This window comes from Kribbella qitaiheensis, assembly GCF_014217565.1.
Lineage (GTDB): Bacteria > Actinomycetota > Actinomycetes > Propionibacteriales > Kribbellaceae > Kribbella > Kribbella qitaiheensis_A.
The window spans coordinates 4,421,551-4,441,727 of sequence record NZ_CP043661.1; the positions used below are offsets into that span (position 1 = coordinate 4,421,551).

Genomic DNA, 20,177 nt, shown 5'->3' on the forward strand with positions numbered 1-20,177 from the left:
CTCAGGGCATGCGTCATTGCGAGTCCTTCACCTGTCGGTCCCCCGTCGGGACGTCACCGGGTTTGACGAATCAACAGTGCCCAACGTCATGCATCGGTGCGGAACTGAAGCCGTATTGTGGCCTAGGCCCGAATAGTTCAACCCTTGATGGTCAACGCGCAAGGGACTTTCAGCCGGCGGAGATCCAGCTCCAGGTGGCCGGCAGGGCCTCGTCGAGGGGCGGCAGGTCGGGATGCCACTTCAGCTCCCACTCGAGGGAGAGCCAATAGTCGGTGTCGCCCAAAGCCTGCAGGAGCCGGCCGATCGGGTAGTCGCCGGTGCCGATCGAGACCGGTTTGTAGTCCTGGGTGGAGTCGCTGTCCTTGATCTGGACGAAGTCGATCCACGGCCTGAGCAGGTCGAGAGCCTGGGCCGGGGTCTCGCCATGGCTCCAGGTGTGGGCGCTGTCCCAGATCACCTTCGCGTTGTGGCCGGGCGTCTCGGTGTCGAGCAGCCTGCACAACGCGGCCATCCTGCTGCCGGCCGAGTGCGAGTCGTGCGTCTCCAGGAAGATGTGCACGTCCTTGGCTGCGGTGGTGACCCGATCGAGGGCCCGGTACTCGCCGGGGGTCGGGCCCTCCGCAGTACCGGCCGGGTCGGCACCGGCCGGATCGTCGCCCGGGAAGACGCGGACGCCGCGGGCGCCCAGGTCGGCGGCGAGTTCGAGATGCGCATCGAGGGGTTGCTCCTCGACCGCGCAGAGCCGCACGTAGCTGTTGATCGCGAGGATCTCCAGCCCGGCGTCCTCGATCCGGGACCGGAGTGTCCGACGCTCGGCCGCGGTCAGGCCGACGTGGGTGAACTCGTCGTCCGCGGCCCGGAGTTCGAGGCCGCCAATATTGTTGCCTTTGGCAAGCTCAAGGACCCGGTCGAGCGGTGCGCCCGCACACCCGAGGGTGGAGAAGGCGAGGTCGGTCATACCCAGCGTCGGCGGGGGACGGTGCGGGGAGCGGTGTTCTCGGCGTCGTCCGCGGCCGGCGGCTCGGCCGGCTCGTAGGAGTACGGCGTCTGCTGCTGGTACTCGGTAGCGGGCTGCTCCGGCGTGTAGGTGCTATCCGGAGCGGTGTACGACTCGGGGGTGTAGTTCGGGCTGTACGACGAGTCGTAGCTCTCGGTGCCGTACTCCGTGCTGCCGTAGGAATTCTGCGAGTACGAGTCGTACGACGGGCTGTAGCCATCGTACGTCGGCTCGACGGGCGCAGCCGGCGTGTAGGAGTCGTACGCCGGGTAGGTCGGCTCCGGAGCGGTGTAGGTGGTCTCTGCCGGTGCCGGGTAGTCGTAGGACGTGTAGTCGGTGCTGTACGACGAGGACTCGTAGCTCGAGGAGGCGGCCGGGGCTTCGTACGCGTTGTACGTCGTCTCGGGCGTGTAAGCGGGCTCCGGGGTGTAGCTGGTCTCCGGCGTGTAAGCAGGCTCCGGCGTGTACGACGGCTCAGGCCCGTACGACGGGACGGTCGGCAGCGGCTTCGACGGGGTCAGGTAGTCGTCGTCCTGGCCGAGACCGATGGTCGAAGGGCTGTCCACCGCCACCCGAGCGGCCCGGCGACCGGCGCGCGCAACAGGCGCGGGCGCGGGCTCCGGCTCGGGAGCGGCGATCGGCTCCGACGGCGGCAGGTAGTCGGAGGCCGAGGTCTCGTAGGAGTACGGCTCGGAGTACGAGGTGGACCAGGACGGCTCGCTGATCTCGTACGACGTCGAGGCGTACGAGGTGTCCACCAGGGACAGCGGCGGCGGTGCGACCGTCTCGGCCTGCCAGCTCGGCAGCGGGGCCGACAGCAGGTCGTCGTTCGAGGTGGTCGAGTACTGGCCGGCAGGGCTCGCCCAGCTCGGGCTCTCCACACCGGCCGCGGTCGGCTGGTACGACGGGGTGGCTTCCTCGACCGGGCTGGTCAGCGTGCCGGTGTCGTCGCCCCACGACTCGACCGGGCGGTAGTGCGGATTCGCGGGAGCCTGCTGCTGCCAGCTCTCGGCGACCGGGGCGAACGGGCTCCACTGCGGAGGAGCTTCCTCGGCGCCACCGCCGGCCAGCTGCATGACCGGCTCGGGCTGACGCTCCAGGCGCAGGGTGGGTGCGACCGCGATCGGCTCGCTGATCGCCATCTGCTCCGAGGTGTCGTCGTCGGCGTACGTCGGGACGGCGGTCAGCTTCGGCTCGCGCTGGTCCCACCACGGCACCCACTCGCGGCTGGTCTGCATGCTGTTGATCTTGCGGATCACGAAGGTGGCGGCGACCGCGGAGGCGACGGTCAGGATCAGCGACGCCGTACCGGCCAGCGCGATGCCGCGGAGCGAGCCGACGGTGGCGTCCATCCACATCAGGAGGCGGCGGATCACCACGTCGAACGCGAGTGCGCCGACCCAGGTGCACCACCACACCTTGGTGAGGAGGGGCTTCCTGAGCCGGCGCAGGTCGTCGGCGTACACGGGCGTCGCCGGATCGCTGGCCAGCCAGACGTCGTCGACGATCTGCTTGGGGTAGAACAGGTTCGGTCCGGGGCAGAACCAGCTCGCCAGCACCCAGCCGTGGCTGCGCCGGTGGTCGGCCTGGCAGAGCACCTCGGAGTTGACCCGCGCGCGCCAGAGCCAGATCACGAAGACCACGGCGGCGGCGACGGAGATGAGCACGTTCGGGTACGCGGTGATCTTGGCGATCGCGTCGGCGCGGTTCAGGTCCGCGTCATCGACGTTGGGGCCGCCACCCAAGTAGGTGTGAACCACCCCGTAGGTGTTCCAGTCGGACCAGGTCGAGAGCAGATGGGTCACTGTCGAAGCGCCGAGCAGACCGACGGCGATCTTGCCGACCTTGTCGACCTGCTGGAACTCTTCGGCGGCGTGCGGTTGCCACACTTGGGGCTCTTCGGCAGCGGACAGCGCTGCTGGTTGCGGGTGGCTCACGTCTCGCGTCCCTCGCGTTGCTGGAACTCCGTCTGTTCGGCGTCTCGATCGAATCCTGCCCCCGCGTGACCGAGCCACATTGATACCACGAAGTAAGTACCCGTGTGGAGTCGGTGTCAGCACGGAGGGTATCGACTTAACGAGTTCTTTTCGTAGGCCCATCACGACATGTAACGAGCGATTGAACGGTCCGTGACGATCTGTTTGCGGCCGCGGCCTTCAGCGAGCGGACGATCCGAACGGCGGTTGAGCCTGGTCGGCGGCCCACCAGGGCGTCCACGGACGCCGGATCTGGAGCTCGTTGACGCGCTGGATCAGCACCATCACGAGGACGGCAGCGGCGGTCGTGGCGACAGCCGAGATGCTGGACAGTACTGCGTTCGTCCGTAGCCCGCCGAGCTCTGCGGCGCCGTCCAGCGTGCTGCGCTGCGCCACGTTGCCGAGCACCAGCCCGATCACCCAGGTGATCCACCAGGCCCAGACCAGCCGGGTGCCGGGGATACCGCGCAGGAGGTTGGTCTGCGGCGGTGTCCGCGGATCGCTGGCCGCGACGATGTCGTCGACCACCCATTTCGGGTACCAGAGGTTCACCACCGGACAGATCCAGCTGCCCAGCACCCAGCCCCTGGTCAGCCGGTGCTCCCCGCGGCAGAACATCTCCGCGTTCCAGCGCACCCGCCAGAGCCAGACGATGAACACCACCGCCGCCGCGAACAGCGCCAGCGCGGAGACGATGCCCGACGAGCCGGAGATCAGATCGGCCTGGGCGAGTTTCCCGTCGTCGTCCGGAAACGCCTTCAGAGCGCCGTACGAGTGCCAGTCGGACCAAGCCGACGCCCAGCTCGCGACCGTGTCGACGCCGATCAGGATCGAGGCACTGAGGCCCATTGCCTGCTCGGAGGTGAACCAGCGATCCAGCGGTGGCGGCTTCGGCGCCTGCTGTGCGCCCGCCGGCACACGCTCGGAGTACGCCGGTACGCCGTACGGGTTCGGCTCGTAGGCCGACGGACCGGTCACGTGCACCCCTCGTCGCCAGGCCCGGCGCCAGGGATGAAGCGACCGGACGATATCCGCCGTTGTACGGCGGGGAAACAGGAATAGCACAACCGGGCGTAATCGGGCGAGAACCATGCGTGTTGATGGCGCGCCGCCTGGTCGGGGAAGAACTGTGCCCCGTGCTGCGACCGGTGAAAACTGTCGGTGCCGAGGGGCAGAATCGGGGGTGTCGAGGCAGAGAGGACGACCCATGCGCTGGTCCGTGATCGATTCGCCCATCGGTGACCTGTCCCTGGCTGTGGACGACGTCGGGTTGTGCCGGCTGCGGATGGGGACGGCCGAGGTCGAGCCGGGCATCGTCCGCGACCCGGTGCTGCTGCGGGCCCAGGAGGAGCTCAAGGCGTACTTCGCCGGCGAGCTGACCGAGTTCTCGGTGCCGCTGTCGGTGCCCGGTGGGTCCGACTTCGAGCGCGCCGTCTGGGCGCAGCTACGCCGGATCCCGTACGGCGAGATGCAGACGTACGGCGAGGTCGCCAAGGTGGTCGGGGACGCCGGCGCCGCCCGGGCGGTCGGAGTGGCCTGCAATCGCAACCCGATCGCGGTCATCGTGCCGTGCCACCGGGTGGTCGGTGCCGGCGGCAAGATGGTCGGTTTCGGCGGCGGGATCCCGCGCAAACGCCACCTGCTCGAACTCGAGGCCCGGGTCAGTTTCGAAACGCTCTGGGGTTAGTAGCAGTCCCTCGTTTCCGGGGTGATCCGATCGAGGTCTAGCATCACCACCGGTAACGCCTGTACTACGTTCTGCCCCCGCCGCTCCGACCCCTGTCCCCGGAGACGAATGAGATGACCCAGACCCCAGAGAGCTCGTCGCCCAACCCCGATCTGAGCGATCTGATGGACAAGAGTGCCGAGGAGTGGTCCGCCCCGGAGATCCAGAGCGCTGCCCGCTCGGCCCTGCAGTTGCATGCGCCCGATCGGGAGCCGTTGACCTGGATCAAACACTTCGGCGTCCTCCCCTGGCTGCACCGCAACGACGCCGTCTGCCGCGAGTGCGGCGGGACCTATCCGTGCATCACCCATCGCTACGCGACGCAACTGCTGTCCGCAGGCCGGATCACCACCACCCGGACCCCGGCCGACACCGAGGAAGACGCCGACGAGCCGTCGGAGCACCGGGGTCCTGAGTACAACTGAGCCTGGTAAAGACGAAGGCCGCGATCCCCGAGGGGGTCGCGGCCTTCGCCGTTGCGGTCGGTAAGGCTCAGGACTCGGACGGCTTGGAGCTGTTCGTGCCGGTCGACCGGCGCTGAGTGCCGGTCGCCTTCTTGGCGGTTCCGTTCGGGGCCGAGGTGTCGGCGTTGTCGTCGGCCGGCTTCTCGTCGGCCTTCGCCTCGGTCTTGCCGTTGGACGCCGCGACGTCCGGCTGGGCCGCTTGCTCGGCGGGCTTGTCCGCGGCGTGACGCGGCGTAGTACCGGCGGGTGCGGAGCTGTAGTCGCGACCGCTGGTCGGGGTCGACTGCCAGGCCGGCTCCGGCGGGGTGAGCAGCTTCTTCACGGCTGCCGCGGCGAGTGCCCCGAAGCCGAGGAACAGCACCACCTTGCGGAGCTTGTGGCTCTTCTTCGGCACGTCGATCTCACCCCTGAGCGCGGCCTTGGTGGCCTTGCCCCGACGTGAGGTCTCCTCGACGACCGGCTCGGCGGCGGCTGCCAGCGTCGCCAGTGCGGCGGTCACCTTCGGTAGTACGTCGTCGTTGAACCGCTCGCGAGCCCTCTCGGCCGCGTGCTCGGTGGCCGGGCCGACCTTGCTCAATGCATCGTCGATCACCGGGCCGGCCTTCTCCACCGCGGCGTGCGCAAGGGTCGCGCCGCGCTCGACTGCCTTCTCCGCGTACGGCGACACCTTCTCCCGTGCGGTCCCAACGGCCGGTCCGACTCGTTGCGATGCCGATTCGGCGAACGGCCGGACCTTGTCCTTGGCGGACTCGACCCGGCCCTTGGACTTCAACAAACCCACGGTTCCTCCTCGGCGGCGCCCGTCGCTGGCGCCTGAGTACTGGCCCATCGGCGACATGGACGACCTGGTACGGCTCTGGACATTTCCGGCTTCGTCTGCATCGTACGTCGTACCCAGCCGATAAACGCCTCCGGGCGACCCGGACCGGTCCCTGAGCGTGACCACCGGTGCGGAAACCGCTGCCCGGCCGGTCGATGCGGGTCCGGTTGGAGTCGCATGACAGGATCGATGCCGTAAGCCGTAACCGATGAGGAGTATCTCGTGGCCGAAGAACTGTTCGCGACGCTGGAGACGACGAAGGGCGATGTCGTCATCAAGCTGTTCCCCGATCACGCCCCGAAGACGGTGCAGAACTTCGTCGGCCTGGCCGAGGGCACCAAGGAGTGGACCGACCCGCAGACGGGTCAGCCCAGCCATGAGCGCTTCTACGACGGCCTCGGCTTCCACCGCGTGATCGACGGCTTCATGATCCAGGGCGGCTGCCCGCTGGGCACCGGCACCGGCTCGCCGGGCTACTCGTTCGACGACGAGATCCACCCGGAGCTGCAGTTCGACCGCCCGTACCTGCTGGCGATGGCGAACGCGGGCATCCAGTTCGGCCGCGGCACCAACGGCTCGCAGTTCTTCGTGACGGTGGTCCCGACCCCGCACCTGAACCGCAAGCACACCATCTTCGGCGAGGTCGCCGACGACGACTCGAAGAAGATCATCGACGCGATCGCCACCGCGAAGACCGCGCCGGGCGACCGTCCGATCGAGCCGATCGTGATCAACAGCGTCAAGATCGAGCGCAAGACCGTCTGATCCACCGCGGACCGGCCGCTCCGGCGGCCGGTCCGTCCTTTTCTCGACTGTGGAGGACCACGGCGTGACCGAGACCGTCTGCTACCGGCACCCGGATCGGCCCGCCGGGGTGCGATGCCAGCGCTGTGACAAGCCGATCTGCCCGTCCTGCATGAACAGCGCGGCCGTCGGCTTCCAGTGCCCGTCCTGCTTCAACGAGGGAGTCAAGTCGATCCCCCGGACCCGGACATCGCTCGGCGGCATCCAGCGCGGTAACTCGCAGGTCGTCACCATCACCATGCTGGCGCTGAACGTGCTGGTCTTCATCGCAGTCCGGTCCGGCAGCCCACGGCTCGTCAACGACCTGGTGCTCGTTCCGGTGCTGGTGGACTCCGAGCCGTGGCGACTGCTCACGTCGGCATTCACGCACGTACAGATCTTCCACATCTTCTCGAACCTCTTCATGCTGTGGCAGCTCGGCCCGATGCTCGAGCAGATGCTCGGCCGGGTCCGGTTCGCCATCCTCTACCTGCTGTCCGCGCTCGGCGGCGGCGTCGCCGTCTGGGTGCTCGGCGCCCCCGGCAGCGCGACGCTCGGAGCCTCCGGTGCGGTGCTCGGCCTGGTCGGCGCCCTGCTGGTGATCAGCAAGGCCCGCGGCCTCGACGTCACCTGGATCATCGGCTACGTGGCGATCACCGCGGTGCTCTCGTTCCTCGTCCCGAACATCTCCTGGGAAGGCCACCTCGGCGGCTTCGTGACCGGCGCGGCCGTAGCCTGGCTCTTCCTCCAGGAGACCAAGCGCCGCCAGAACACGCCCTAGCCCTCGCCGAGCTCGGCCAGGCGCTGTCGGAGCGAGTCGCGTTCGGCCTTGTTCTCGGTGAAGGTAAGTGCTTCCTCGAAGGCGGCTCTGGCCTCCTCCCGGCGGCCGAGCCGGTGGAGGAACTCGCCGCGGGCGACAGCGGCGTACGGGTAGGTGGCTAGCTGAGGTTCGGTGGCCAGCCTGTCCAGCGCGGCCAGTCCCGCCTCGGGGCCGCCCGCGAATCCGCTGGCGACCGCGCGGTTCAGCGCCGCGACCGGTGAGGGCCGGCGCGCGATCAGTACGTCGTACAGGCCGACGATCTCGTCCCAGTCCGTGGCTCCCCACGACGGCGACTCGGAGTGGACGGCTGCGATGGCCGCCCGTACTGCGAACTGCCCGGGCGGCCGTCGTCGCAATGCCCGGCGGACGAGGCTCTGCCCTTCCCGGATGGCCGCTTGGTCCCACAGGCCGCGGTCTTGGTCGGGCAGCAGGACGGCTGCGCCGGACGAGCCGAGTCGCGCCGCCCGGCGGGCATCGGTGAGCAGCAGGAGCGCCAGGAGACCCGCGACCTCCTCGTCGCCAGGAAGCAGTTCGACAAGCATCCGGGCCAGGTCGACAGCCCTCGAGATCAGTTCGGTGTTCATCAGGTCAGGGCCGTTCGGGGCGACATGCCCGGTCGTGAACAGCAGGTCCACCACGGTCAGGACCATCTCGATGCGGTCGGACAGGTCCTCCGCGTCCGGGATCCGGTAGGGGATCCGCGCGACCGCGATCTTCTTCTTCGCCCGGGTGATCCTGGCGGCCATGGTGGATTCGGTCACCAGGAACGCCCGCGCGATCTGCGCGGTGGTCAGCCCGCAGACCAGCCGCAGCGTGAGTGCCACTTGAGCCTCGGGAGCCAGCGCCGGGTGGCAGCAGGTGAAGATGAGCCGCAACCGCTCGTCGGCGATGTCTTCGCCGTCCGCCGGTCCGCTGGTGGTCTCCTCGTCGGCCAGCAGCGGTAGCGCCGTCCGGAAGAACGCCTCGCGCCGGATCAGATCGATGGCCCGGTTCCTCGCGGTCGTGGTCAGCCAGGCGCCCGGCCGCGCGGGCACCCCGGTCTCGGTCCAGGTCGTGAGCGCTTTGGCGTAAGCGTCCTGAACACACTCCTCGGCCAGGTCCAGATCGCGGGTGACCCGAGCCGTCGCCGCGAGCACGAAGGCCCACTCCTGGCGATGCGCGAGCGCGACGGCCTCGGCGACGGTCAGGTCTTCCCGCATCTCAGTGCATCGGCCGTACTTCGACCGCGGCGTCCCCGACCTCACCGAAGAACGGCAGCCGTTTCGCGACGGCCAGCGCCTGGTCCAGAGTCGCGACGTCGATCACGTAGTACCCGCCGAGAGCCTCCTTGGTCTCGGCGTAAGGCCCGTCGGTGAGCAGGAAATCGCCCTTGCCGTCCTGCCGTACGACGGTCGCCGTCGTCGATGCCTGCAGATGGCCGCCCTCGACGATGATGTCCTTGTGCTCGCGGGCGAAGACCTCATGCCCTTCGTCGAGTGCTTGCCGTTCGTCGGCGCCGGCCGTGTCGTAGTAGGCCTCGTTGTCGTGGATGAGCAGCAGATACCGTGCCATGGTCGGTTCCTTTCGGGGGGACTCTTCTCACCTTGACGACGAACGGCGCGGCCGCGGAATCGACAGTCGGCGGAGTCAGTTGCCGCTCAGCGCGTGCCGGTGAGGTAGCGGGTGATTGTCGGGCCGAGCCAGGCGACAGCTTCAGCTCGGGTGAGTGCGGCCACCGGCTGCAACTTCAGGACATAACGGCAGAGAGCAAAGCCCAGCGCCTGAGTGGCAACAAGCCCGGCCCGCGTGGCGACGGAGTCGCCTCCCGCGGCGCTGGCTCCCGCGGCGCCGGCTCCCGCGGCGCCGGCCGCCGCGGTGTCGGCGCCGATCGGGGTAGCCAGGCGGGCGATCAGCGGGCCGAGTTGCTCGGCGAACAGCAGGCGCATCCGGTCGGCGGCGACCTCGTTGGTGACGCTGGCCCGGAGTAGCGCCTTGAGGGACTCGTCGTCCTCCCAGCGGTCCAGGAAGTGGTTCGTCAACGCTGCCCCGCGCTGCTCCGGCGGCAGCGAGGCGAGGTCGGGCAGCCGCAGGTCGAACTCGGCGGCCGCCGCGAAGAGTTTCTCCTTGTTGCCGAAGTAGCGCATCACCATTGCCGGGTCGATCGCCGCGTCGGCCGCGATCGCCCGGATCGTCGCCCGCTCGTACCCGTCCGCCGCGAACCGCTCCCGCGCCGCCGCCAAGATCCCCGCCCTGGTCCGATCCGACCGCCGTACGCCGCCCCCCGCCTGCTCCGGCTGCGCCATCGCGGCCGTCTCCGCGGCCGCCTCGTCTGCCGGCTCTGCCTGCTGGGCGGCCTGCGCTCTTTCCGTCATGGAGCCACCGTAGGTCAACAAGTGTTGACTTCGCTAGCGAAGCTGCCTACAGTCGAAGTCAACAAGCGTTGGCCAACAAGTGTTGACCTAAAGGAGCCGGAACAATGAACGGAATCCCGGAACGGACCGAGGTGCTGGTGGTGGGCGCGGGGCCGGTCGGGCTGGCGGTCGCGACCTCACTCGCGGGACACGGCCGCGAGGTCACCGTCATCGACCGGCAGGCGGCCGGCGCGAACACCTCGCGCGCCTCGGTCGTGCACCCGCGCACGCTGGAGATGCTGGAGCGGATCGGCGTCGCGAAGCGGCTGACCGAGCTCGGCCGGCACGTCGAGCAGTTCAACATCGCCGACGGCGACCGCACCCTGGTCCCGGTCCGGTTCGACCACCTACCGACCGACTACCCGTATGTGCTGATGATTCCGCAGAACAACACCGAGCAGGTCCTGCTCGAACGCCTAGAGGAGCTGGGCGGCACGGTCCACCGCCCGTACGTCGCGGCCGGCGTCCGCCAGACTCCCGACGGTGCGGAGGTCACGCTGGAGAGCGGCGAGGTGATCAAGGCGCAGTACGTCGTGGCCGCGGACGGGATGAACAGCCGGATCCGCGATCTCGCCGGTCTCGGGTACGACGGCAAGGACGTGCTGCCGCTGAACTTCACCCTCGCCGATGTCCGGGTCGAGAGCGGCTTGCCGGCGGACGAGGTACTGCTCTACTTCTCGCGGCCCGGCATGCTCGTGGCTGCTCCCCTGCCCGACGGATCCTTCCGCCTGGTCGCCGAGGTGGATGACGCGCCGGAGCACCCGGATGTGGCGTACGCGCAGCGGCTTCTCAACGCACGTGGTCCGCAGCAGACGACGGCCCGGGTGACCGAGGTGATCTGGGGATCAAGGTTCCGGATCCACGAGCGGGTGGCGGATCGCTACCGGGACCAGCGGATCGTGCTGGCCGGCGATGCGGCTCACACGCACAGCCCAGCCGGCGGTCAGGGGATGAACCTCGGACTACGCGATGCAGTGACCCTGGGCGATGCGCTGGCCGAAGCGCTCGACAGTGGGAACGAGGATCAACTGGAGGCCTACGCGACCGACAGTCGCGCCGAGGCTCTTCGGGTCGTCTCGCTGGCTCACCGCCTGACCCGGCTCGCCACCGCGCCGGCCGCGGTCCGTCCGGCACGGAACGCGGGGCTTCGCCTGCTCTCCTACCTTCCCGCCTTCCGCCGCACCCTTGCCGAGCAACTCTCCGCCATCGGTCACCGCTGAAGCCGACTGCTCAGGCGGACTGCAGAGCCGACTGCTGAGCCGACTGCTGGGGCCAGCGACTGATTCCCCGCACTGTTGCCGGATCGGCTTCCGCGCGGAGGCCTAGGGCCATACCCTCCAGTTACCCATAGCAATAGCCTCACTACTGGAGGTCACCGTGTTCCATCCCGCCCGATGGCACCGACTTGTCCCCCTGGCGATAGCGGCGGCGGTCGCCGTCGGTGCCGGCAGCCAGGTCCAGGCCGCGGCACCACCCGACCACAAGGCGCAGGCGTACGCGAACAACGAACTCATCCAGCTGCTGCGGATCGACGCCCCGACCACCGCGGACAAGAAGCGGCTGAACACCCTCGACCTGGATCTGGCCGAGTCGGCCGGGAAGGACTTCGTCGACGTGGTTGCCTATGGCAATCAAGATCGGCGGCTCCTGCAGCTCGCGGGATTCAAGTGGACCGTGCTCGAGGACGACCTGGTCGGCGCCGACAAGGAGCGCGAGGCCGCCGACGCGGCGTACGCGAAAGCCGTCAAGAACAAGGCGGTCGCGGCGACTCTGCCGAGTGGGCGTACGGCGTACCGGACACTTGCCGACTACAACAACGAGCTCGCGGCGCTGGCGACGCAGTACCCGACGAAGGTCAAGCAGTTCACGCTGAAGAACGCCTCGCTCGAAGGCCGCACGATCCGCGGTATCGAGGTCAGCCACGACGTGAACACCAGCAACGGCAAGCCGGTGTTCCTGATGGTCGGGCTGCACCACGCGCGGGAGTGGCCGTCGGGTGAGCTGACGATGGAGTTCGCGTACGACCTGCTGAAGAGCGACGGGGTGGACCCGCGGATCACCAACATCCTGGAGAAGTCCCGGGTGATCTTCGTACCGGTGGTGAACCCCGACGGCTTCAACCTGAGCCGCACCCTCGGCTACGAGATGAAGCGGAAGAACTGCCGGATCACCAACGGCCAACTCCCGACCAGCGGCCAGTGCGCGTTGTCGTCGAACCAGTCCCGTGGCACCGACCTGAACCGGAACTACGCCGGCTTCTGGGGCGGTCCGGGTGCGTCCACCAGCCTGACCTCGGAGACGTACCGCGGCGCGAGTGCGTTCAGCGAGCCGGAGTCACGCAACATCCAGGCGCTCGTCTCGGCGAACCAGGTGACGACGCTGATCACCAACCACACCTACTCGAACCTCGTACTGCGTGAGCCCGGCTACGCCGGTGCGGGCAACACCCCGGACGAGGCGATCTACAAGTCGCTCGGCGACCAGATGGCTGCCCAGAACGGGTACGACAGCCAGTTCGGCTACGAGTTGTACGACACCACCGGGACGACGGAGGACTGGTCGTACTACGCGACCGGCGGGCTCGGTTTCACCTTCGAGCACGGCGCGAGCAGCTTCCACCCGGCGTTCTCGAACATAGCCAACTACTACTTCGGCTCCGGCAGTACGGCGGGCAAGGGCAACCGCGGGGCGTACCTGCTCGCGGCCGAGAGCACCATCAACGCCGCCCGGCACTCGATCATCAGCGGGACCGGCCCGGCCGGCGCCGTACTGCGGTTGAAGAAGTCGTTCAACACCAAGACGTGGAACGGCACCAACATCCCCGACGTGCTCGACACCACGATGGTGGTTCCGGCGGCCGGCACCTACAGCTGGCACACGAACCAGTCGACCCGGCCGATCGTCGTCCAGCAAGGCGGCACCGAGTCGTGGACGATGACGTGTGAACGGCCGACCGGTCAGGTCCTGGAGACCCGGCAGGTGACCGTCGCGCGCGGCGCCAGTGTCACCGCGAACCTGACTACCTGCGCGGCTGTCTTCTAGCCACCGGTCGATTCCCTGATCTGCAAGGTGTACGGGACGGTGAGGTCGACGCGGTCGGCCTCACCGTTGCCGGCAGAGTCCCGCCGGCCGGCGGAGCCGGCGATCCGGTCGAGCAGCAGCGCGACCGCGTTCTCGGCCAGCCACTCCTTGTCCGGCGAGATCGTGCTCAGCGACGGCGAGTGGAACCGGCCGTCCTCGATGTCGTCGAAGCCGATCACGGCGACGTCCTTCGGTGCCGACAACCCGGCGTCCGCGAGGGCCCGGAGAGCGCCGATGGCCAGCAGGTCGTTGAAGCAGAACACGGCGTCCGGCGGCTCGGGCAGGGCCAGCAGTTCGCGCATCGAGGCCGCGCCGTCCTCGCGGTGGTAGCCGGGGCCGCCCACCTCCAGCGTCGGATCAACTTCGAGCCCGGCTGCCTTCAGCGCTTTGCGGTAACCCTTCCGGCGGACGGAACCGGTGCCCGCGCCGCCACCGACCCCGATCGCGGCGATCCGGCGCCGGCCGATCGAGATCAGGTGCGTGGTCGCGTCGAAGGAGGCCTGCACGGAGTCGACCGCGACATGGTCGAAGGTGCCGCCCGCGTGCCGCTCACCGAGCAGCAGCAGCGGCTTCGCGGTGTCGGCCGAGCCGATCTTGGCCGGCGAGGTGGTGATCGGCGAGAAGATGATGCCGTCGATCAACTGGCCGCGCATCCCGTCCAGGACGAGCTTCTCGCCGGCGGCCTCGCCCTCGGTCTGGTCGATCAGGACGGTGATGCCGCGCTTCTTGGCGGCCCGGCTGACCGCGGCGCCGAGCTCCGCGAAGTACGGCGAGGCCATCTCGGGGACAGCCAGCGCGATGAAATCGGACCGGCCCTTGCGCAGCGACCGGGCGCTCACGTTCGGGGTGTACTCGAGTTCGGCGATCGCGGCCTCGACCTTGGCCCGGGTGCGCGCGGTGATGTGCGGGTAGTCGTTGATGACGTTGGACACCGTCTTCACCGAGACGCCGGCCCGCGCTGCCACGTCGCTCAGCCTGGTCGCCATCCGATCTCCCTCCACCCGGTTGTTGCCTGAGTGTGCCACGGCTGTGTGCGGCGAACCCTTTACAGCGGATGTCAATCGTTGCAAAACTCTGGGTTAATCGTTGTAAAGATCGTCCTGGAGGACTTGTGGCTCGTCTCGCGGTGGATCCCTCGTTCGTGGTCGGAACGCTCGACCGGCGCCTGTTCGGCTCGTTCGTCGAGCACATGGGGCGCTGTGTCTACACCGGCATCTACGAACCGGGACACGCGGCCGCCGACCCGGACGGGTTCCGCGAGGACGTGCTCGCGCTGGTCCGCGAACTCGGCGTCACCGCGGTCCGGTACCCGGGTGGCAACTTCGTCTCCAACTACCAGTGGGAGGACGGTGTCGGCCCGAAGGACGAGCGGCCGCGCCGGCTCGACCTGGCCTGGCGGGCGATCGAGCCGAACCAGTTCGGCACCGACGAGTTCGTCGCCTGGTCCCGTAAGGCGGACGTCGAGCCGGTCTGGGCGGTCAATCTCGGCACCCGCGGGATTACCGAAGCGGTTCAGTTGCTGGAGTACTGCAACCTGCCCACCGGCACCGAACTGCCGGACCGGCGCGCCCGCAACGGCAGCAAGGAGCCGCACGCCATCAAGGTGTGGTGCCTCGGCAACGAGATGGACGGGCCCTGGCAGATCGGCCACAAGACCGCCGAGGAGTACGCCCGGCTAGCCGAGGAGACCGCGAACGCGATGCGCCGGGTCGACCCGGGCCTCGAACTCGTCGCCTGCGGCTCCAGCAACGCCGGGATGCCGACCTTCGGCGACTGGGAGCGAACGGTGCTCGAGCGCACCTACGACCTCGTCGACCACATCTCACTGCACGCGTACTACGAACCGAAGGCCGGCGACCAGGCCAGCTTCCTCGCCAGCGCGGAGGGGATGGACCGGTTCATCGACTCGGTCGTCGCCACCGCCGACCACGTGAAGGCGCTCAAGCGCAGCGACAAGGAGATCACCTTGTCGTTCGACGAGTGGAACGTCTGGTACCAGCAGCACTTCCCCGGTGAGCTCGGCCTCGACGTCCGCGAGGTGAGCCCGTTGATCGAGGACGCCTACACGGTCGACGACGCGGTCGTGGTCGGCAGCCTGCTGATCACGCTGCTCCGGCACGCCGACCGGGTGAAGATCGCCTGCCTGGCCCAGTTGGTGAACGTGATCGCCCCGATCCGGACCGAGCCCGACGGGCGCGCCTGGCGGCAGACGATCTTCCACCCGTTCGCGCTGACCGCGCGGTACGCCGGTTCGAAGGTACTGCGGACCGAACTGGCCGGGCCCGAGATGGAGACCGCGGAGTACGGCCGGATCGCCGCCTTGTGGAGCACCGCGACGTACGAGGAGAGCACCGGCGAGGTGGCCGTCTTCGTGGTCAACCGGAGCGAGACCGACGCGGTCGAGTTCGAGGTACCGGTCTTCGCCGGTCATCAACTGGTCGAGCACCTGGCGCTGTACGACGACGACCGGACCGCCAAGAACACCGCTGACGAACCCGACCGGGTGGTCCCTCGCCAGATCACCGGCACGTCGATCGCCGACAACATCTGCACGGCCACGCTGCCCCCCGCTTCGTGGCACTTGATCAGGCTCGCTCCGGCGAACTGATACCCACCTCAGAGAGGACCCCGCCCGTGCCTCCCAGACTTTTCCTTGCCGCCGCCCTCGCCGTCGCCGCGGTCACAGCCGGTACTACGGCGGCTGTCGCCGCACCCGGCCCGGCTGCTCCCCCGACCACGCTCAACGCGATCTCGTCGTCCTTCGCCGATACCTTCGCGGACCCGTCGATCATCCAGGGCCGCGACGGCTACTGGTACGCGTACGCCACCTCCGACCCACTCGTTGCAGGTGGCCCCTTCGGCCTGATGCACATGGCCAGGACCAAGGATTTCGGCTCCTGGGAGTACCTCGGCACGGTCTTCTCCGATGCGACCAAACCGTCCTGGGCGGCGCCCGGCTCGTTCTTCTGGGCACCGGACATCCGGTACTTCGGCGGTAGGTACGTCATGTACTTCACCGTCACCGACACCCTCGCCAACCCGGGCGGGGATCCCGCGATCGGCGTGGCCACCGCCCCCACGCCGTCCGGCCCCTGGACCACGACAGACGGGCCGGTGGTCGCCCCGAAGCCCGACGGCAGCGGTGGCTACTTCGGCACGATCGACCCGGCGTTGCTCACCGCCGCGGACGGCAAGCGCTACCTGTACTCCGGTGGCTTCTACGGAGGTCTCTCTGTCACCGAGTTGAGTGCTGACGGCCTGCACTCGGTCGGTGAGCCGACCCAGGTCACCATCGGCGACCGCTACGAGGGCTCGTACGCCGTCTATCGCGACGGCTGGTACTACCTGATGGGCTCGACCTCGAACTGCTGCGCCGGCCCGACCACCGGATACTCCGTCTTCGCCGGCCGGTCGAAGTCGCCACGCGGGCCCTTCGTGGACGCGACCGGCGCGCGGATGGACGAGTCCCGCGTCGGCGGGACGACGGTGATCACCCAGAACGGCAACAAGTGGATCGGCCCCGGGCACCACGCGTTCATCACCGACGCGGCCGGGCAGGACCACATCGTCTACCACGCGATCGACCGCGGCACGCCGTGGCTGACCGACCCGTTCGGGATCAACCGGCGGCCGATGCTGATCGACAACATCGACTGGATCGACGGCTGGCCCCGGACCCGCGCCGGTCTCGGCCCGTCCGACACCCCGCAGCCCGCTCCGGTCACGGGGTCCGCAGCCGGTATCAACTCGGTCGATCCCGCAGCCGGACTCTGGGGTGCGATCAGGCAAGCTGGTGACTCGCTTGGTGGACCTACCGCTTCCATCCGTGGTGCAGCCACCACTCGGCAGGCTGCTCCGGGTGGATCCGTGCGCGTCGAGGCCGACGTGAAGCTGTGCAACAGCTTCACCACCGTGCTCGGCGGTTCCGTGGTCGCCACCCTGAGCGGTAGCAAGATCAGTGTTATCGTCGGCCGCCGTACTGCGAGTGCGACGCTTCCCGCCGATTTCGATCGCAGCCAGTGGAACAAGCTCAGCGTCCAGGTCGTGGGGAACACCGTGACCGTCCGGGTGAACGATGCTGGGCTGGGCGACCTGTACGCCGAGGCGCAACTCGCAGTACCGGGGTTGAAGCTGCGGTCTGCTCCGGTGCGCTGGCTGGGATCGGCTGAGGTGGACAACCTGACTGTCCGGGCCGTGGCTGAGCCGGTGCGACGGCTGGCCGCAGTACCGCGGGCTGGGAAGTTGCTGGTCGGGGACGAGTTCGACTTGGGCCTCGGCGCCGGGTGGAACTGGCTGCGGCAGGACAGCAACGCGATTGTTGCTGATGGCAAGTTGTCCTGGCCGCTGGAGAACGCGGACATGGTCGGATCCGGGAACAACGCCGGATTGCTCTTCCACGACACGCCTGCCGGCGACAGTTGGATCGCGGAGACGCAGCTGCACCTGGAGCTGGGTGAGGGCGATATCCGCAACTACCAGCAGGCCGGGATGATCGCGTATCGCAACGACGACGACTTCGCCCGGTTGGGCGACGTGTCGATCTGGAAGACGCGGCAGACCGAGTTCGGCCGGGAGTTGGTGGCTCGCGCCTCCGATGGTGCGACCAGTTACGGCGGCGCTGCCATCGGCCGCCCGGCGCCGACGATGTGGATGCGGCTCGCCTACCACCGCAACGCGGCCGGCGAACACGTCTACCGCGCGGGCACGAGTATCGACGGCAAGGCCTGGACCTGGGGTGCCTCCTGGGTGCTGCCCGCCGGCGCGACTCCCAAGCTCGGCCTCTACGCGCACGGCGACCAGACCGGCGTGACCCCGCCGCCAGTCGCCACCTTCGACTACCTCCGCTTCTACGAAAGCAAGTGACTGTGCACTTCACGAACCCTGTGTACGGCGGGAGCTTCGCGGACCCGCAGGTGATCGCCGTGAACGACTTGTACTACGCCTTCGCGACGAACGGACCGCTTGGCAATGTGCAGACGCTGAAGTCGGCCGACCTGGTCTCTTGGGACCAGGTCGGCGACGCACTCCCCGAATTGCCGGCCTGGACGTCACCGGGAAGGGTGTGGGCGCCCGAGGTCGCAGTACATGGTCCTGATCGATTCGTCTTGTATTACACGACTTCTGACGACTCGTCCGGCCGGCAAGCGGTCAGCGTAGCAGTGGCCTCGGACCCCAAAGGTCCATATGTCGATAAATCGAGTCGGCCACTTGTTCTCGAGGCCGACGAGGGCGGTTCGATCGACGCGAGCCCGTTCCAGGACTCGTCCGGTCAGCGCTGGCTCTACTGGAAGAACGACGGCAACGCGATCGGTGTCGACACCTGGATCTCCGTCTCGCGGCTGTCCCCCTCCGGGCTGACCCTGATCGGCGAGCCGACCAGGCTGATCAAGCAAACGCTGCCGTGGGAGGGCAACCTGGTCGAGGCGCCGTACATGGTCGAACGCGACGGCGCCTTCCACCTCTTCTACTCCGGCAACGCCTTCGACAAAGCGTCGTACTCCGTGGGCCACGCCCTCTGCGCCACCCCCGAAGGCCCCTGCACCAAATCAGGCGACCCCATCCTCAAGACTTCCCCCGACGCCGCCGGCCCCGGCCACAACATGGTCCTCCACACCCCCACCCAGGACTGGTTCGTCTACCACGCCTGGGATCCGGCCATGGTCGGCACCGACCCCCGCGGCCGCACCATGTGGCTCTCCGAACTCACCTGGCTGGATGGCAAGCCCACCGTCCAGCCACCGCTATGCGAGAACGGTGGCGAGGAGGGATAGGGCGGTCTGGAGGTCCTCGTCGGTGGGGCGGGCGTAGCCGATGACGAGGCCGGGTGGGCCAGGGATGGAGCGGCGGTATTCCGAGAGAGGGGCGACGACCACGCCTGCTCTGCGGGCGCGGGCGGCCACCTCGCGGTCGTCGATCGAGTCTGGGAGGAGCAACGTGATGTGGAGGCCCGCGTCCTGGCCGATCACGCGGCCGTGCGGCGCGAGTACGGCGCAGGTGAGATTGCGTCGATCGGCGTACAGGCGACGGGTTCGGCGGATCACCTGGTCGAGGTAGCCGTCGCGCAGCATCGCCAGGAACGCGGCCTGCATCGGCCAGGCCGGCCAGTCGCCCGACTGCGCCCGGTACGCCGCCAACGCGTCGACCACCTCCGTCGACGCGACCAGCCAGCCGAGTCGCAGCGCGGGGCTGAGGATCTTCGACAAGGTGCCGAGGTGCACGACCCGATCGAGGTCGAGCTGCGCGAGCGCGGGCAGCGGCGCCACGTCGTACCGGAACTCGCTGTCGTAGTCGTCCTCGATCAGCGTCGCTCCGGTGCGTCGCGCCCACCGGATCAACTCGTTGCGTCGGGCAACGGGTAGCCGGCCGCCGAGCGGGTACTGGTGCGACGGCGTCACGTACGCCGCGGCGAGGTCGTCGCCGAGCTCGGAGACCAGCAGGCCGTCCTCGTCGACACCGATGTCGACGACCTCCAACTGGTGATCGCGCGCCGCGACGACCGCGTTCAGATAGCCGGGATCCTCGATCGCGATCCGCTCGCCCGGCCGATGACGGACCGAGAGCAGGAGCCGCAGACCGTGGATGGTCCCGTTCGTGATCAGCACGTTCTCGGGGCCACAGGCAATCCCCCGGACCCGGCGGACATGCGCCGCCATTGCCTCCCGCAACGCAGGCATCCCGGCCGGCTCTTCGTACCCGGGCGGCGGAAGCTGCGCCGACACCTCGCGCCAGGCCCGCCGCCAGCCGGCATCAGCCGAGCCGCCGATGAACGGAATGCCCGCCCGCAACGACAACAGCTTCTCCTGCGGAGCCGGCGGTTGCGGCACCCGCCGGCGCTCGGCCGGCTGCAGCGGTACTACGTCCGCCACGTAGGTGCCCGATCCCGTCCGGCCCTGGATCCACCCCTCGGCGTGCAGTTGGTCGTACGCCGCCTGCGCCACCGACCGTGACACCGACAAGTCGCGAGCCAGGTCGCGGGTGGACGGCAACCGGTGGCCGGCCTGGAGCCTCCCGTCGCGGATCGCCGCGCGGAACTGCTCGGCCAACTGCAGGTGCAGCGGCCCGCTGCCATCGCGGTCGAGGACGAGTGGGAGCGAGCTATCCAAGTGGACTACCTGATTCG

At 68.6% G+C, this 20,177-nt stretch carries 18 protein-coding genes; 9 read left to right on the forward strand and 9 right to left on the reverse strand.

Features of this window, described 5'->3' with window-relative positions:
* Nucleotides 1–169: 169 nt before the first annotated feature.
* The 3 genes from F1D05_RS20850 to F1D05_RS20860 form a co-directional block, all read right to left on the reverse strand.
* A complete protein-coding gene (locus F1D05_RS20850) occupies nt 170–958 on the reverse strand; it encodes a sugar phosphate isomerase/epimerase family protein (RefSeq protein WP_185441834.1) in 789 nt (262 codons plus the stop codon).
* Nucleotides 955–2,934, reverse strand: coding sequence for a DUF4328 domain-containing protein (locus tag F1D05_RS20855; RefSeq protein WP_185441835.1), 1,980 nt, complete (start codon nt 2,932–2,934; stop codon nt 955–957). The genes F1D05_RS20850 and F1D05_RS20855 overlap by 4 nt, the downstream gene beginning before the upstream one ends.
* A gap of 219 nt (nt 2,935–3,153) precedes the next feature.
* On the reverse strand, nt 3,154–3,951 hold the full coding sequence (locus tag F1D05_RS20860; protein WP_246485818.1) for a DUF4328 domain-containing protein: 798 nt from the start codon (nt 3,949–3,951) through the stop codon (nt 3,154–3,156).
* Between the two features lie 229 nt (nt 3,952–4,180).
* On the opposite strand from F1D05_RS20860, the gene F1D05_RS20865 reads away from it, so the two are divergent.
* Complete coding sequence (locus F1D05_RS20865; protein WP_185441836.1) at nt 4,181–4,660, forward strand: methylated-DNA--[protein]-cysteine S-methyltransferase; 480 nt, start codon at nt 4,181–4,183, stop codon at nt 4,658–4,660.
* 113 nt (nt 4,661–4,773) lie between these two features.
* Nucleotides 4,774–5,124, forward strand: a complete 351-nt coding sequence (locus tag F1D05_RS20870) for a hypothetical protein (protein WP_185441837.1) — start codon at nt 4,774–4,776, stop codon at nt 5,122–5,124.
* 67 nt (nt 5,125–5,191) lie between these two features.
* Here F1D05_RS20870 and F1D05_RS20875 read toward each other — a convergent pair whose 3' ends face one another.
* Nucleotides 5,192–5,944 (reverse strand): DUF5324 family protein, encoded by a 753-nt coding sequence (locus F1D05_RS20875; RefSeq protein WP_185441838.1) that lies wholly within the window; start codon nt 5,942–5,944, stop codon nt 5,192–5,194.
* Between the two features lie 261 nt (nt 5,945–6,205).
* Here F1D05_RS20875 and F1D05_RS20880 point away from each other — a divergent pair, with 261 nt between their 5' ends.
* Both F1D05_RS20880 and F1D05_RS20885 read left to right on the forward strand, forming a co-directional pair.
* The gene (locus F1D05_RS20880; RefSeq protein WP_185441839.1) at nt 6,206–6,748 is read left to right on the forward strand and encodes a peptidylprolyl isomerase; all 543 of its coding nucleotides are present in this window, start codon (nt 6,206–6,208) and stop codon (nt 6,746–6,748) included.
* Nucleotides 6,749–6,812: 64 nt separating this feature from the next.
* Nucleotides 6,813–7,547, forward strand: coding sequence for a rhomboid family intramembrane serine protease (locus F1D05_RS20885; RefSeq protein WP_185441840.1), 735 nt, complete (start codon nt 6,813–6,815; stop codon nt 7,545–7,547).
* Here F1D05_RS20885 and F1D05_RS20890 read toward each other — a convergent pair.
* The 3 genes from F1D05_RS20890 to F1D05_RS20900 form a co-directional block, all read right to left on the reverse strand.
* The gene (locus F1D05_RS20890; RefSeq protein ID WP_185441841.1) at nt 7,544–8,785 is read right to left on the reverse strand and encodes an RNA polymerase sigma factor; all 1,242 of its coding nucleotides are present in this window, start codon (nt 8,783–8,785) and stop codon (nt 7,544–7,546) included. The two genes, F1D05_RS20885 and F1D05_RS20890, sit on opposite strands and share 4 nt — an antisense overlap.
* A 1-nt stretch (nt 8,786) precedes the next feature.
* Nucleotides 8,787–9,137, reverse strand: a complete 351-nt coding sequence (locus F1D05_RS20895; protein ID WP_185441842.1) for a YciI family protein — start codon at nt 9,135–9,137, stop codon at nt 8,787–8,789.
* Between the two features lie 86 nt (nt 9,138–9,223).
* The gene (locus F1D05_RS20900; protein WP_246485819.1) at nt 9,224–9,937 is read right to left on the reverse strand and encodes a TetR family transcriptional regulator; all 714 of its coding nucleotides are present in this window, start codon (nt 9,935–9,937) and stop codon (nt 9,224–9,226) included.
* Nucleotides 9,938–10,041: 104 nt separating this feature from the next.
* On the opposite strand from F1D05_RS20900, the gene F1D05_RS20905 reads away from it, so the two are divergent.
* Entirely contained in the window at nt 10,042–11,196 is a 1,155-nt protein-coding gene (locus F1D05_RS20905) for an FAD-dependent oxidoreductase (RefSeq protein ID WP_185441843.1), read from the forward strand.
* Nucleotides 11,197–11,353: 157 nt separating this feature from the next.
* Complete coding sequence (locus F1D05_RS20910) at nt 11,354–13,018, forward strand: M14 family metallopeptidase (RefSeq protein WP_185441844.1); 1,665 nt, start codon at nt 11,354–11,356, stop codon at nt 13,016–13,018.
* On the opposite strand, the gene F1D05_RS20915 is transcribed toward F1D05_RS20910, so the two are convergent.
* Nucleotides 13,015–14,043, reverse strand: coding sequence for a LacI family DNA-binding transcriptional regulator (locus F1D05_RS20915; protein ID WP_185441845.1), 1,029 nt, complete (start codon nt 14,041–14,043; stop codon nt 13,015–13,017). The two genes, F1D05_RS20910 and F1D05_RS20915, sit on opposite strands and share 4 nt — an antisense overlap.
* A gap of 125 nt (nt 14,044–14,168) precedes the next feature.
* On the opposite strand from F1D05_RS20915, the gene F1D05_RS20920 reads away from it, so the two are divergent.
* Genes F1D05_RS20920 through F1D05_RS20930 form a run of 3 tightly spaced genes read left to right on the forward strand, consistent with a single transcriptional unit; the run spans nt 14,169 to nt 18,828 of the window.
* Nucleotides 14,169–15,665, forward strand: coding sequence for an alpha-N-arabinofuranosidase (locus tag F1D05_RS20920; RefSeq protein WP_246485820.1), 1,497 nt, complete (start codon nt 14,169–14,171; stop codon nt 15,663–15,665).
* Between the two features lie 26 nt (nt 15,666–15,691).
* Nucleotides 15,692–17,920 carry a family 43 glycosylhydrolase gene (locus F1D05_RS20925; protein ID WP_185441847.1) on the forward strand — a complete coding sequence of 743 codons (2,229 nt, stop codon included), beginning with the start codon at nt 15,692–15,694 and terminating at the stop codon, nt 17,918–17,920.
* Nucleotides 17,917–18,828, forward strand: coding sequence for a glycoside hydrolase family 43 protein (locus F1D05_RS20930; protein ID WP_246485821.1), 912 nt, complete (start codon nt 17,917–17,919; stop codon nt 18,826–18,828). Before F1D05_RS20925 ends, F1D05_RS20930 begins: the two co-directional genes overlap by 4 nt.
* Here F1D05_RS20930 and F1D05_RS20935 read toward each other — a convergent pair.
* Complete coding sequence (locus tag F1D05_RS20935) at nt 18,799–20,160, reverse strand: PLP-dependent aminotransferase family protein (RefSeq protein WP_185441848.1); 1,362 nt, start codon at nt 20,158–20,160, stop codon at nt 18,799–18,801. The genes F1D05_RS20930 and F1D05_RS20935 overlap by 30 nt on opposite strands.
* Nucleotides 20,161–20,177: the final 17 nt, after the last annotated feature.

Bases quoted from the DNA above. Each gene is read 5' to 3' on its own strand.
- F1D05_RS20900 (WP_246485819.1), bottom strand. From the start codon at position 9,937: ATGACGGAAAGAGCGCAGGCCGCCCAGCAGGCAGAGCCGGCAGACGAG.
- F1D05_RS20850 (WP_185441834.1), bottom strand. From the start codon at position 958: ATGACCGACCTCGCCTTCTCCACCCTCGGGTGTGCGGGCGCACCGCTC.
- F1D05_RS20915 (WP_185441845.1), bottom strand. From the start codon at position 14,043: ATGGCGACCAGGCTGAGCGACGTGGCAGCGCGGGCCGGCGTCTCGGTG.
- F1D05_RS20865 (WP_185441836.1), top strand. From the start codon at position 4,181: ATGCGCTGGTCCGTGATCGATTCGCCCATCGGTGACCTGTCCCTGGCT.
- F1D05_RS20870 (WP_185441837.1), top strand. From the start codon at position 4,774: ATGACCCAGACCCCAGAGAGCTCGTCGCCCAACCCCGATCTGAGCGAT.
- F1D05_RS20890 (WP_185441841.1), bottom strand. From the start codon at position 8,785: ATGCGGGAAGACCTGACCGTCGCCGAGGCCGTCGCGCTCGCGCATCGC.
- F1D05_RS20905 (WP_185441843.1), top strand. From the start codon at position 10,042: ATGAACGGAATCCCGGAACGGACCGAGGTGCTGGTGGTGGGCGCGGGG.
- F1D05_RS20895 (WP_185441842.1), bottom strand. From the start codon at position 9,137: ATGGCACGGTATCTGCTGCTCATCCACGACAACGAGGCCTACTACGAC.